Source organism: Streptomyces sp. NPDC057445, from assembly GCF_042802855.1.
Classification (GTDB): Bacteria; Actinomycetota; Actinomycetes; order Streptomycetales; family Streptomycetaceae; genus Streptomyces.
Map to the genome: position 1 here is coordinate 19,862 of NZ_JBHVDH010000025.1, position 12,563 is coordinate 32,424.

Annotated in this window: 11 protein-coding genes; 10 read left to right on the forward strand and 1 reads right to left on the reverse strand. The window is 68.1% G+C overall.

What is annotated here, in order from left to right:
- Window positions 1–4 precede the first annotated feature (4 nt).
- Window positions 5–466, forward strand: coding sequence for a pyridoxamine 5'-phosphate oxidase family protein (locus ACFU5O_RS32445; protein ID WP_384245864.1), 462 nt, complete (start codon window positions 5–7; stop codon window positions 464–466).
- Between the two features lie 359 nt (window positions 467–825).
- Window positions 826–1,635, forward strand: a complete 810-nt coding sequence (locus ACFU5O_RS32450; protein WP_384245865.1) for a S1 family peptidase — start codon at window positions 826–828, stop codon at window positions 1,633–1,635.
- A 457-nt stretch (window positions 1,636–2,092) separates the two neighbouring features.
- On the opposite strand, the gene ACFU5O_RS32455 is transcribed toward ACFU5O_RS32450, so the two are convergent.
- Window positions 2,093–2,542 carry a hypothetical protein gene (locus tag ACFU5O_RS32455; RefSeq protein WP_384245866.1) on the reverse strand — a complete coding sequence of 150 codons (450 nt, stop codon included), beginning with the start codon at window positions 2,540–2,542 and terminating at the stop codon, window positions 2,093–2,095.
- 645 nt (window positions 2,543–3,187) lie between these two features.
- Here ACFU5O_RS32455 and ACFU5O_RS32460 point away from each other — a divergent pair.
- The 8 genes from ACFU5O_RS32460 (at window position 3,188) to ACFU5O_RS32495 (ending at window position 12,222) form a co-directional block, all read left to right on the forward strand.
- Window positions 3,188–3,466 carry a DUF1778 domain-containing protein gene (locus tag ACFU5O_RS32460; protein ID WP_384245960.1) on the forward strand — a complete coding sequence of 93 codons (279 nt, stop codon included), beginning with the start codon at window positions 3,188–3,190 and terminating at the stop codon, window positions 3,464–3,466.
- Window positions 3,463–3,849 (forward strand): fic family toxin-antitoxin system, toxin component, encoded by a 387-nt coding sequence (locus tag ACFU5O_RS32465; RefSeq protein WP_384245868.1) that lies wholly within the window; start codon window positions 3,463–3,465, stop codon window positions 3,847–3,849. The genes ACFU5O_RS32460 and ACFU5O_RS32465 overlap by 4 nt, the downstream gene beginning before the upstream one ends.
- 1,401 nt (window positions 3,850–5,250) lie before the next feature.
- Complete coding sequence (locus ACFU5O_RS32470; RefSeq protein ID WP_384245869.1) at window positions 5,251–7,365, forward strand: SpoIIE family protein phosphatase; 2,115 nt, start codon at window positions 5,251–5,253, stop codon at window positions 7,363–7,365.
- 77 nt (window positions 7,366–7,442) lie between these two features.
- Window positions 7,443–7,670 carry a hypothetical protein gene (locus ACFU5O_RS32475; protein ID WP_384245870.1) on the forward strand — a complete coding sequence of 76 codons (228 nt, stop codon included), beginning with the start codon at window positions 7,443–7,445 and terminating at the stop codon, window positions 7,668–7,670.
- 373 nt (window positions 7,671–8,043) lie between these two features.
- Entirely contained in the window at window positions 8,044–8,760 is a 717-nt protein-coding gene (locus ACFU5O_RS32480; RefSeq protein WP_384245871.1) for a hypothetical protein, read from the forward strand.
- A 225-nt stretch (window positions 8,761–8,985) separates the two neighbouring features.
- The gene (locus ACFU5O_RS32485; protein ID WP_384245873.1) at window positions 8,986–9,531 is read left to right on the forward strand and encodes a hypothetical protein; all 546 of its coding nucleotides are present in this window, start codon (window positions 8,986–8,988) and stop codon (window positions 9,529–9,531) included.
- Window positions 9,532–9,820: 289 nt separating this feature from the next.
- Window positions 9,821–11,059 carry a ParA family protein gene (locus tag ACFU5O_RS32490; RefSeq protein WP_384245874.1) on the forward strand — a complete coding sequence of 413 codons (1,239 nt, stop codon included), beginning with the start codon at window positions 9,821–9,823 and terminating at the stop codon, window positions 11,057–11,059.
- Window positions 11,056–12,222, forward strand: coding sequence for a ParB/RepB/Spo0J family partition protein (locus ACFU5O_RS32495; protein WP_384245875.1), 1,167 nt, complete (start codon window positions 11,056–11,058; stop codon window positions 12,220–12,222). Before ACFU5O_RS32490 ends, ACFU5O_RS32495 begins: the two co-directional genes overlap by 4 nt.
- The last annotated feature ends 341 nt before the right edge of the window (window positions 12,223–12,563 follow it).

Here is a 12,563-nt window from a genome sequence, read left to right on the forward strand (position 1 = left end):
ACTCATGCAGAACACGGAATTCGTTCCTCGCCAGGTGACGGAACGTAGGCGCGACTCTCTGGAACGGCTTGCCACAGAGCGGGATGTATGGGTATCAACAGCTCACCCTGATCACGGGCCGCACCAGGTGCCGCTGTGGTTTTCGTGGGACGGTCGAGCGGTGTGGGTGTGCACCAGCGCGACTTCCGTGACCGCGCGGAACGTCCGCAAGGAACCGCGGGTGCGCCTGTCGCTGCCGGACACCTTCGATGTGGTGCTTCTGCAGGGCGAGGCGGAGTGCTTCACCGACCAGGACGTGCCTGGAGACGCAGCGGACGCGTTCGCCGGCAAGTTCGGATGGGACCCGCGCACGGAGGATGGCCCCTTTCTCCATGTGCGCGTGGTGCCGAAGACCGTACGCGCCTGGCGAGGCGAACCAGAGCTGCGCGGCAGAGTCATCATGCGCGACGGAGCGTGGCTGGAGTAGCGGCCGTCATGGGCGGACGGTCTCTCTGTCCCGGTCATGCGGGCCGCTTCTGAGCGCCACGGTGGCCAACTGACGCGCTGTACCCCTGCGGCGGACGGCCGATCCTCTGTTGCGGCGACGCGCAACAGCCCTGGAAAGAAAGGGTGTTGGACCGTGAACGCCCTTGATGCTCGCGCAGATGTTCCCCATAATCGCTAGGCGCATTGCGAACTCATCCCCCACTGGGTTCGGACGCACGACTGCGTGCTGCCATGACACAACGGCCGTACGCGGGTGCTCTGCCATGCCGTCCTCGGCATGGTGTGCCGATGCTCGTGGGCCGGGTTCGGGACGCGTATCCCCCCACGAGAGGAAGTCTGTTGACGAACCACCTCAAGCACCTCAAGCGCGCCACCGCGGCCGGTGCCGTCGTCCTCGCGGCCTTCAGCCTCCAGCCCGGCGCGGCCCACGCCGCCTCCGAACCGACCCCACGCGGTGAGGTAGGCGCGACTGTCGTCGGCGGTACGAAGGCCGATCAGGGTGAGTTCCCGTTCATGGTGCGGCTGTCCATGGGCTGCGGCGGCGCGCTGTACGCCAAGGACATCGTGCTGACCGCCGCCCACTGTGTCGACGGCAGCGGTCCCAACACCGGCATCACCGCGACGGCCGGCGTGGTCGACCTGGAGGATCCCAACGCGGTCAGCGTGAAGTCCACCGAGGTCCTCCAGGCCCCCGGATACAACGGCAAGGGCAAGGACTGGGCACTGATCAAGCTCGAGAAGCCGATCGACCTGCCGACCCTGCCGATCGCAGCGGACGACGGGCTCAACAACGGCGAGTTCGACATAGCAGGCTGGGGTGCGGACAAGGAGGGCGGCAGCCAGCAGCGCTACCTGCTCAAGGCCAAGGTGCCCTTCATCGACGACGCCACGTGCCAGAACGCGTACGGCGATCAGCTGACGCCGGGCGAAGAGCTCTGCGCCGGCCTCCTGGACGCCGGCGGTGTCGACACCTGCCAGGGCGACTCCGGCGGCCCCATGTTCCGCAAGGACGAAGCGGGAGCCTGGGCTCAGGTCGGCATCGTCAGCTGGGGCGAGGGTTGCGCCCGCCCGGGCAAGCCCGGCATCTACACCGAGGTCAGCACGTTCGCCGAGGACATCAAGAAGGCGGCCGAAGGACTGGACGGCTGACCCGGCCGACCCGGATTCGCAGGCCACATCCGTAGCCCGTATTCACAGGGCACACGCACCAACGCGCCCCGCTGCCGAGTCCTTTCCCGCTCGGCAGTGGGGCCCCGCGCGGAGGTTCGTCTGAGCGTGCATGGCGCACACGAGCGTCGACCGGCCGGCCGTCGGCAACGGCACCACAGCGGTCACCGTGCCTGGGGCGGGAGCGGCCGGGGCAGCCTCCTCACGCCAAGGCAGCGTGCACAACCCGTCCACCGGCCCCTTGAGCAACCGGTTCGGTTCTCCGACCCTCACTGCAGTCATTGCGCTTGATCTTCAAGGAGCGGGCCCGGGCGTTGAGATTGCAGGACCGCAGGTCGTGGATGGAACCGCGGTTCCCGGTCACGCACACCCAGCAACCGGCACAGTTCCTCTTCTCAGGTACCCGTGCGGTGCAGCCGGACACGACCTTCCCGAGCCTTCAGCCCAGGAGCGCGCAGATGGACAAGATGCCACCGATGACCGCTACACCGGCATGAATGGCCACCCACAACGCATAGAGACGTATCTTGACGAGGAACGAAAACCGTGACCTGTGCCGGCGTTTGGTCTCCTGCCGCCCTGCCTCGATCGAGAAAGTCGGGTCGATCCGACCCAGTTCGATGCGGAGCCGACGTGCCTGAGAGCTGTGTAACGAGAAGCGTTCCCGGTACTTCAGACAGCTGAGCGCCCCGTAGAGTCCGAGCAGCATCATCGGCAGGGTGACCACCAGAAGTGATGGACCGAGTCTCTTCTGGGAGACGAAGCCGAGGCCGGCGGCAACGACCACGATCACGATGTTGGTCAGGGCAGCACGCTGCCCCTCGGCCTGCAACGCCTGTTGACGTTCGTCCTTCCAGAGTTCGATCAGGACATCGACCCGGTCCGCCATGTGTCCACCCCGTCCGACGGTTGCGGACCCCAACTTACGAGTTGCCTGCGGCAGATGGCGCGGAACGCCCGATCGCACTCCGCCGAGGGCGCCCGGAGGCGGACGGCCCGTACCCACGGCGCAGGGGCAAGGCCGTTGAACTGATGGAACCGCCAAGCGCTCGGCGCCATCCACATAAAGGACAAATCCCGCGTCTCCCGCTTGCCTTCGCTGGAACCGGAGCCGGTGACCGCATAGCCGCCCCCCGAGTACCCATCGACGCAGGTGCGGCAGCCGACGACCCGGATGGCGACGCTGCTGCGAGCCGAGCAGGTGCTGCGCGGCTCCGTGCAGGCTCTCGGGCGTCGGCCCTCGGATGTTGCCCATGGGCGACAGCCGAAGGCATGGAGTCGGCCTCCAGGCCCGTCAGGGGCCATTCCTGTCGCGCCGGTCCTGCTGCTGCAACTGGCGCCGACGATGCGTACGCCCCGCCGGTCCTTCCACCGTCCGAGGCGGTGCTCGGACTCCTGCAGGAAGACCCGGGATCTTTGACCATTGCCCGGCTCCCGGGGTGGGCGCACAGTTGATCATCCCGCAACGGGGACAGCGATCTGTCCGTGAGCCGGTACCACTGGTACCGTTGGTGCCGTGACGGAGCCCAAGGCAATGAATCTGCGCTTCCCCGACCCCGAGCAGCGGGCCGCGATCGCGGCTGCCGCACGGCAGGAGGGGGTGAGCATGCAGGAGTACATCCTCTCCGCGGCGTACGCCCGCGCGACCGCCGTCGAGCAGCGGTACCTGGAGGGCTTCAAGGAGTCGATGGCCCGCAGCGGCGCCGCGTTCGCCGCCGAACCCGGCAGCAGCGACCCCGGTGCGGAGCAGCGGGCCGCCGAGCAGCAGGCGAGGGTCGAGCTCGAGCAGCCCGAGCGGGGCCAGGCCGCGTGACCCAGTCCGAACCTGTGCACCCGCTCGACGTCACGTTCCTGCTGCACGCCGCCGAGCTCCTCGACGGCGACCCGCAGGTCGACGACCTCGGCCCGCTGTATGCCGCCGTCGCACGCGTCAACGCCCGGGCCATGGAACGCGACATCTACGGCTCGCTGCCCCTCAAAGCCGCCGCCCTGCTGCAGACCCTGGCGAAACTCCCCTGCCTGGAGCACTCGAACGAGGCCTTCGCCTGGCACTCGACCGAGGCCTACCTCGCTCTGGGCGGTCACCGGCTCGACTACCCGCCCAAAGCGGCCGTCGCGCTCGTCCGCGATGCCGCCGCAGGGACACTCGGCGTCGCCCGAATCGCCCGCCGGCTCCGCGACTGGACCACCGGCTGAACCTCGGCAGCAGCTTCGGCAACCTTGCCATGAGCCGCGACGGCTCCCCTCCCCGCCCTCGCTGACACAGCGTGTCTCCGTGCACATGAAATCGAACACGTGCTCTAATCAAGCCATGCCGCGAAACTTCCCCGACGACCTGGTGCAGACGCAGGGCGAGTGGATCCGCACGTATGAGGCGCTCGCCCGCTGCATCCCCACGCAGAGCACGACGACACTCAGGCGTCGCCTGCTCCGGTTGTCGTGCCGGCTTGAGGGGCACCCGTTCTGGACCGAGGCGGGCCGGTCATCGGCGTCCCGGGCGGAGCTGCGCGACCATGCCCGCGTACGCGACTGGAGGGATGGGGCATGACCGAGCCGACCGCGACGAGGCAGCGGATCCTCAAGGTGGTCCGCGAGTACATCCTGGATACGCACGTACATCCTGGATGAAGGTGAAGGCCCGACGATCAGGGAGCGGCCGTGGGGCGGGCCTGACAAGCACGTCATCCGTCGCCCACCAGCTCGGTCGCCTCCGCCCTGGACACCGGCATGGAGTCGACCTGACAGACCGTCACCCTGACCGTCATCAGCTTCGCCGTCACCGTAGCCGCGATGTCCACCGGCTACGACAAGTCCCGCGAGCGCAGCTGGGCAGCAGCAGACTCAGGGGCCGGCAGCGGGGCGCCCGCTCAGACCTCGGCCGCCTTCCACTCCATACCGGGCGGGAAGCTCGCGGCGCTCGATGATGCACGCCGCGAGGGGGTTGATGCGAGCACTCCTGGGGCCGGCCCGTTCGACGAAACCCCCAGGGCGAGTCGATCGACGGCTTCCAGCACGTCGCCGGGCGACGGGAAGTCGAGCAGTTCGTCGGACGACCAGAGCCGGCCTTCCCTCCAGTGCTCGGCTGCCGCAGACCGGCCGCAGCCGCGCGCACCGCTTGAGCCCCGGTCTCCGGGTGTCGTCACAGACTGGCGGGCGTATTGTCCGTATATGGGTGATGTTCGGTGTGGCTGGTGCGGCGCAGTCCTGCCGGAGTCGGCGGGACGTGGCCGCCGGTATTGCCGTGCTGCGCATCGTCAGGCGGCGTGGCGGGCGCGGCGTCGGTGGCAGGCGGCGGCCGGTGCGCGTCAGGAAATGGCGTCGGTGGGTGCCGATCTCCTGGGTGAGGTGCAGTCCCTGGCGCTGCGGGTGGGCGAACTCGGTTTCCCGCCGGGGCCGGCTGGAGGATGTCACTGTGCTGCGGTTGCCGAAGTCCCCCTGTTGGCGGGGCAGTTGGTGCGCTCGGCGGTGCTGGCCGACCGGCAGGCCGGTGCGAGTTGGGCGCAGATCGGGGCAGGTCTGGGCATCAGTGGCGAGGCGGCCAGGGCGCGTTTCGGACGGATGCGGGGTTCTGCGTCGGCCGATGCCCGGGGAGGCTGAATGAGCCAGAACCGGGCCGGCTTCCGTGCCGCTTCGGGCCCCGGCAGGCCGTTGGCGGACAGGGCGCTGATGGACGTGGTGCGGGAGAGCGGCGCGTCCAGGGGCATGCTCTACGTCCTACCGCAGGGCGGGGACGCTCTGTGGCTGACGGCGGTGACGGCGACTCCGCGTGAGATCGCGGCTCCGTGGACGCGGGTGGGGCTGACCGATCCGATTCCGGTGGCGGACGCCGTGCGGGAGCGGCGCCTGGTCTGGGTCGGCGACATGGAGGAGATGGCGCGCCGCTACCCGCGGCTTTCGCTCGTGCTGCCTTATGAATTCGCGTTGGCGGCTGCCCCTCTTGCTGCCGGCCGCACCGTGTGGGGCGGGCTGGTTCTGCTGTGGGCCGGGGCGCATCCGCCGCAGCTGAGCCGCGGCGAGCGTGACATCGTTGATGCAGGCTGCCTGCGTCTGAGCCGCATCCTGCAGGAGGCTGCCGGTCAGGGCGACCCGCTGTCGCCGGGCCGACCGCGGATCCTGCTACCCGAACCCGGCCGGGCACTGGGGCCGGCCGGGGAGATAGCCGCGTTCATCGGCCGCCTGCCCGGTGGGTCCTGTGCGCTGGACCTGAGCGGTCGGATCACCTTCGTCACACCCGAGGCCGCCGACCTCGTCGGAGCCGACGCCGACGATCTGCTGGGCGCCCGGCCCTGGGAGGCGTTGCCGTGGATGGACGTTCCCGAAGTCGAAGACCGCTACCGGGCGGCGCTGGTCGGCCAGCAGCCCACCTCGTTCACCGCGCTGCGCCCGCCGGATACCTTGCTGTCGTTCGAGCTGTATCCGGACTCTTCCGGCATCAGCGTCCGCATGACCCCCCACAGCCCCGCCGAGGAAAGTCCTGCCACCCGGCCCGCGGCGGCCGCGGGGCCCAGCCGTGCCACCGTGCTCTACCACCTGATGCATCTGGCCGCCACGCTCACCGAGGCCGTCGGTGTGAAGGACGTCGTGGACCAGGCCGCCGACCAGCTCATGCCCGCACTCGGCGCGAAGGCCATGGCTCTGATGGCCGCGGAGGAGGGCCGTCTGAAGATCCTCGGTCACCGAGGCTACAGCGACGCACTCATGGAGCGATTCGACGCCATCCCCCTGACGTGGGACACCCCCGCCACTCGCGTGCTGGCCACCGGCGTCCCGAGATTCTTCGCCAGTTTCGCCGACCTCAAAGCCGCCTATCCTCCGGCCGTACAGGTCGACATGGTTTCTTGGGCCTTTCTGCCCTTGATCGCCTCCGGCCGCACGATCGGCTCGCTCGCTCTCGCCTACGACCGGCCCCAGCGTTTCCCGCCCACCGAACGCGCGGTCCTGACCTCATTGGCGGGCCTGGTCGGGCAGGCCCTGGACCGCGCCCGTCTCTACGACACCCAGCACAACGTTGCCCGTCGCCTCCAGGCCGCCCTGCTGCCCCACACGCTCCCCCACATCCGCGGCCTGAACGTGGCCGCCCGTTACCTGCCCGCCGGACACGGTCTGGAAGTCGGCGGCGACTTCTACGACCTCATCCGCCTGGACGACACCAACGCCGCCGCGGCCATCGGCGACGTCGAAGGCCACAACATCGACGCCGCCGCTCTCATGGGACAGGTCCGCACCGCCGTCCACGCCCACGCCACCGGTGGCACACCCCCCGGCGACGTCCTCAGCCGCACCAACCGTCTGCTCATCGACCTCGACCCGGGCCTGTTCACCAGCTGCCTCTACGCCCACCTCGACCTCGCCCGCCAAGCCGCCTGCCTGGCGAGCGCCGGCCATCCCCGACCCCTGCTGCGCCATGCCGACGGCCGCAGCGAAGTCCTGCACCCTCCTCCTGGCCTCCTGCTCGGCATCGATCCCGAAGCCGACTACCAGGCCCTCGAATTCCCCCTGCCGCCCGGCTGCGTCCTCGTCCTCTACACCGACGGACTCATCGAAGCACCCGGTATCGACCCCGACGACGCCATGGCCGCACTTGCCGACCTCCTCGAGCACACGGACCCCGGCAACCTCGGTGCCATGGCCGACACCCTGATCCACCACGCCCCCGCCCACGTCGACGACATCGCCCTCCTCCTCATCAGCCTCCAGCAGACCAGCGAATGAATCCAAGGCGCCGGAGTCGCGCAGGTCGCTGAGCATCGGCACTTTGCCGGTTCGCTGCGCGGAGCCCGCGTTCCAGGGTGGAGACCGCGACGATGGGCACCTCGAGTTCCCCGCCCGGCATGGCCTCAAGGCCATCGACGCGAAACCCGGCCGCATCGCCGACACCCGCGCCGGCCGCGACCTGCTCCCGCATCGCCCGCATCATCGACGACGGCCACGCCGACCTCGGTGTCGAACTCACACCGGGGAACGTCAGCAGGCCCTTCCTCGCGAACCTTTGCGACGCAGCGAACGGCTACGGCTGATGAGGCACCTCTATTACGACGTAATATTCGTCGTCCGCAGACGCGGGCGGCGACCGCTCCGCAGTTGAACGCTCCTCACCACGAACGCTCCCGCCGTTCCGGAGGCAGCCCACAGAACCACTGGGCTGCCAGCAGGATCCACGCTCCGTGCGAATGCGCGGCCCATGCGCCGCAGTTCAGAGGGCTCATGCCTGTGGCCCGGACGCACCGAGACCTGTGCGACAGGATCTCAACTCCGGCGATTCACAGACTGTGAATCGCTCACCGGTGGAGAATCATCGGCATGCAGACGAGGCGACGCAAGGTTCCCAGGCCCGATGCCCCACTGGTCAGGGGCCCTCTGCGCGTGGGCTCTGTTGACGCTGCAGCGATCGTGGGCGAGTTGCGGGAGATGTACGAGCGAGCCGGCACCGCCGACGGCATGCCCGAGGACAACGAGCTCTACGGCGCGCTGATCTGGATGGAGAAGAACGTCAACATCCTCGACGCGGCCAAGGAGGAAGCTCGACGAGCAGCCGCGCTCAAGCGCGTCTTGTTGTGGCAGTACCTGCGCGAGCAGATTGACCGGCACCAGTTGCAAGCAGTGGACCACGCACGCAGTGCCGGCGCCGAGTGGACACAGCTGGCGAGTCCGCTCTCCGTCGGCGCCGCGAGCGCCGCGTACAACAAGACCCAGCGAATGAGAACCTCATCGCTCACCGACAGCACCCTCGATGGCAAGCCCGTGCGACGAACCCCCGAAGCTGTAGCTCAAGCCCAACGCCGGATTGCGGCCGCCGAGCGAGCAGAGCGTCGACGTGAGGACGGGGCACGGCGGGTGCATGTCCTGACGGAACGGATCGCCCGCCAGCTCCTGGAGCACCGCGCCGACATCATCCAGGACGGAGAAGTCACCGACTGGCTGGACGAAGTCGCAGCCGTGCTCGTCGACTGCCGCACTCCGACCCAGCAGGTCAGTCTGGCCACCTACGTCGCCGCCACCGTGCGTGCCCTCAAGCAGGTCGAGCAGCGCACTGCTCGACCTGCAGCAACGACCGAGGAGGCGCGGTTGGTCATCGCGGCAGCGATGGCGCTCCAGGATCAGCCCTGATTCGCAGGGAGTTTCCACCTCCACAGGACCGCGGCTTGTTCAGGGTCGGGCTCACTCGTGGCCGCGTCCTATTACGACGTAATACTCGCGCGGCGGCGATGGCGGACCCTGGGACCTTCCTGACGGCGCAGGCCTCTTCTCACTCCCTCATGGGGAGGAGTCCTGCGGGCCTCTTCTCGTGGACTGCAGAGGCTGAGGAGCGAAAGTCAACTCATAGGGGGATTGATGACGTTATGGGAGCAAGTGCCGGCTCTGAGCGGCGTGGTCATCGGAGCGCTCGGCTCCTTCGCAGTAGCCAGCCTTACCGAGCGGAGTCGGTGGCGACGGGCCCGGGCCGAACGCTGGGATGAGGAGAAGTTCCACACCTATGCCCGCTACGCGAACACCTTGAAGGCGCAGATACGTATCGCGCAGCGCATCGGGGCAGCCCGGGGCTTCGCGAATGTGCAGGATCCTCTGGAGCCGAACGACGGCATGGCGCAGCTCGCCGAGGCCGAGTCCCGGCGCGCGGCCGAGTGGGAGTCGGTGCTGCTCGTAGGGGACGCTCAAACCATTGGCGCTGCCCGCGCATGGCACGAAGCCGTGTGGAACGTTGAGTTGTATGCGCGAGGGTTGAAGGGCGACCCTGCCGGGTGGGCACAGGCGGAGCAGCGGATGAGCCGTGCACGTGACGAGTTCTATACCTGCGCACGACGTGACCTTGGCATGGCTGGGCCGCCCCCTCCTTCGGGCAACTGGCCTCGGGTCTGGATGCGGGAAGACCTCAACTGAGGATCCCTCGGGGACGGGAGACCATCGCTGAGGCCGGCACGGCATGCTCCGGGATCCGCGTTTGGACGGGCACCGCCCGGTACTCACACATGCGCGTCGCAGACGATCGGTACGGACGGAGGGGCGTCCTTCATTACGACGTAATAATGCGGCGCCTGTCCGTCCGGGGTCATTCCGCCGTGATACGTACCGACTTGTCCACAGTCCTGGGGGACCTGAACAGAACACGATGTGGCTTACTAACGTGTCGACGCTACATCTGATCTTGAATGTTAGTAAGGTGTCCGCCATGACTTCGCCCTCCCAAAGCGACCGGGAAAAGGTCGTCTCCAAGCTCCCAGCCGGGCTGCAGCAGGACTTGAAGATCCGTACGGCGCAGCACGGCATCGACATCCAGCACGCGGTCCAGGCGGGAATCACGGCCTGGCGCGGGCTGGGCGCGAACCTCTCCCCCATCGACACCGCGGGCGCCAGGTCCTTCTCGACCTGGCTCCCTCCCGGCCAGTGGGACGACTTCCGCAAGGACTGCGCTGCCCGGGGCGTATCGATCGTCCAGGGCCTCACCCAGTCGGTTCAGGTCTGGCTGGACAAGAACCCGGCCCCCAACGTTCAACGGCCCGTTGTCGTCAAGCGCCGCATCGTCTGCAACCAGAAGGGCGGAGTCGGCAAGACCGCCGTCACCGCCGGCATCGGTGAAGCGCTCGCCGAGGACTCCGACAGACTCCACCCGGTGCGGATCTCCAAGCACTTCGCCGCCCTCCTGAACGAGGACGAGGAAGACTCCCCCTTCGACTACGAAGACCTGCCCGGCCTCGGACAGCGGGTCCTGCTGGTCGACTTCGACCCGCAGTGTCACCTGACCAAGCAACTCGGCCACGAGCCTCTGCCTCTTGATGGCGACAGCCTCACCAAGCACATGGCAGGCGAGGGCAAGGGCGAACTGCGTGACCTCATCGTCGAGGTCGCCGACGAACGCTTCGGAGGCCGACTGCATCTCCTGCCGGCGTGCACAGACGCGTTCCTCCTCGACGTCAAGCTGTCCGGTGTGCGCGCACGGGAAGCCGCCCTCGAACGCGCCCTCACACCTCTCGAGGACAACTACGACGCCATCCTCGTCGACTGCCCGCCCAGCCTCGGGCTGAGCATGGACGCGGCCGCCTACTACGGCCGACGACGCCCGGCTGAGGAACCCGGCAACTCCGGTGTGCTGGTGGTCGTCCAGGCAGAGGACAGCTCCGCAGACGCATACGGTCTCCTCACGTCCCAGATCGAAGACCTTCGCAGTGACATGGGCCTCGAGCTCGAGTACCTCGGCATCGTGGTGAACCACTACGACGCCCGCCGGGGCTATATCGCCACCTCCTCCCTCGAGAACTGGATGTCGATAAAGGATCCCCGCGTCGTCGGCGTCATCGGAGACCTGAAGGAACAGAAGGAAGCGGTGCGAGTCAAGCGGCCACTACTCGCCTACGCACCCAGGTGCGACCAGGCAGTGGCCCTGCGCGCACTCGCACGGGAGATCGCATGAGCAGCAAGGCCTCCGCGCTCGGCACGGGCAGCTCGTTCCAGGCAGCCCAGTCCATCAGCCCTCGCCGGGCAGCCATCAACGCAGCCACCAAGGCCCCGACCGAGGGCGCCCCGCCGCCGGTCGAGCTCCCCGTCTCCCTGATCAGCCTGAACCCGGCCAACCCCAGGTCGAAGCTCGGCGATCTGACGGACCTGGCAGGCAGCCTGCGCGACCACGGCCAGAAGACGGCCATCAGCATCATGTCCCGCTTCAGCTACCTCGAGGCCAACCCCGACCGCGAGGACGAACTGGAGGACGGAACCAAATACGTCGCCATCGACGGCAACTCCCGGCTGGCCGCCGCCCGCGAAGCCGGCCTCACCAAGATCAAGGTGATGCTGGACGAGGATCTCGGCAGCAACCCGGACGAGATCCTGGAGTCGGCCCTCGTCGCGAACATCCATCGCCAGGATCTGGACCACCTGGACGAGGCTCGAGCACTCGAGCAGCTGCTGACCGTTCACGGCACGCAGGAAGCCCTGGCAGCCCGGCTCCACCGATCGCAGGGCTGGGTGTCCCAGCGGCTCGCCCTGCTCAGCCTCACCCCGGAGCTGAAGCAGAAGCTCAAGTCAGGGGAGGAGCCCGCCGACCTTCTCAGGCTCGTCGGGCGCAAGAAGCCCGAAGAGCAGACGCAGCACCTCCAGCAGCTGAAGGACAAGAGGGCACAGGAGAAGGCCGACAAGCAGGCCGCGGCCACTACGCGAAAGCAGAGCCACGCCGAGGCGGAGCCGAGCCCGAAGCCCACGGCTGTACCGACACAGCCCGATACGCCCGTCGCCGTCGCCGTCGCCGTCGAGGGAACAGCAGCCGTTGACGATCATTACGACGTAATGGACCCGGACGTCGGCCCGTCCAACTCACAGGACCCTGGACGGACCGCGGCGGTTCCTGACCCCCGCTCGGCACCGGCGGCCAAGCCGCCTCAGATCAAGATGCCGTGGGCAGATGGTGTGGCCAGCATGGACATCATCTTCTCCAAGGTGCTCGAGCCCGAGCGCCACAAGATGATCGGACGCTACCTGCAACTGCTTGGATCCCCTGAAGCGTTCGTAGCCGACCTGGTGGCTGCCAGCAGCCCTGAGTACCGACAGCAGGTCACCGAGCTTCTCCTCAAGAACCAGTAGCGCCTGACTCAGGCCCCGCGCTCCCACCGCCCGGTGGGGGAGCGGGGCCTTTCTCGGTACTGGGCCGGCACGTCGTCATGCAATCCCGCCCCCAGCGGTCGCACTGGAGGCACGCACCATTACGTCGTCATAGCGGGCCGCCACACCTGCCTGGGTGAGGGCCACAGCAGGCAGACGAGAACCATCCCGTCAGGCCGCATCAGATTTCGACGTGACTGCTCGGCATCTCGGTGGCAGGTGGATGCGCCCATCGCCGATGACCCTGTCGCTACCGAAGCCGCGATTATTACGCCGTAATAACCCCGCCCTCTCGTGTGTGGGGCGCGCGCTGCTTCTGGCTC

Bases quoted from the DNA above. Each gene is read 5' to 3' on its own strand.
- ACFU5O_RS32445 (WP_384245864.1), top strand. From the start codon at position 5: ATGCAGAACACGGAATTCGTTCCTCGCCAGGTGACGGAACGTAGGCGC.
- ACFU5O_RS32455 (WP_384245866.1), bottom strand. From the start codon at position 2,542: ATGGCGGACCGGGTCGATGTCCTGATCGAACTCTGGAAGGACGAACGT.
- ACFU5O_RS32460 (WP_384245960.1), top strand. From the start codon at position 3,188: ATGAATCTGCGCTTCCCCGACCCCGAGCAGCGGGCCGCGATCGCGGCT.
- ACFU5O_RS32470 (WP_384245869.1), top strand. From the start codon at position 5,251: ATGAGCCAGAACCGGGCCGGCTTCCGTGCCGCTTCGGGCCCCGGCAGG.
- ACFU5O_RS32485 (WP_384245873.1), top strand. From the start codon at position 8,986: ATGACGTTATGGGAGCAAGTGCCGGCTCTGAGCGGCGTGGTCATCGGA.
- ACFU5O_RS32490 (WP_384245874.1), top strand. From the start codon at position 9,821: ATGACTTCGCCCTCCCAAAGCGACCGGGAAAAGGTCGTCTCCAAGCTC.
- ACFU5O_RS32495 (WP_384245875.1), top strand. From the start codon at position 11,056: ATGAGCAGCAAGGCCTCCGCGCTCGGCACGGGCAGCTCGTTCCAGGCA.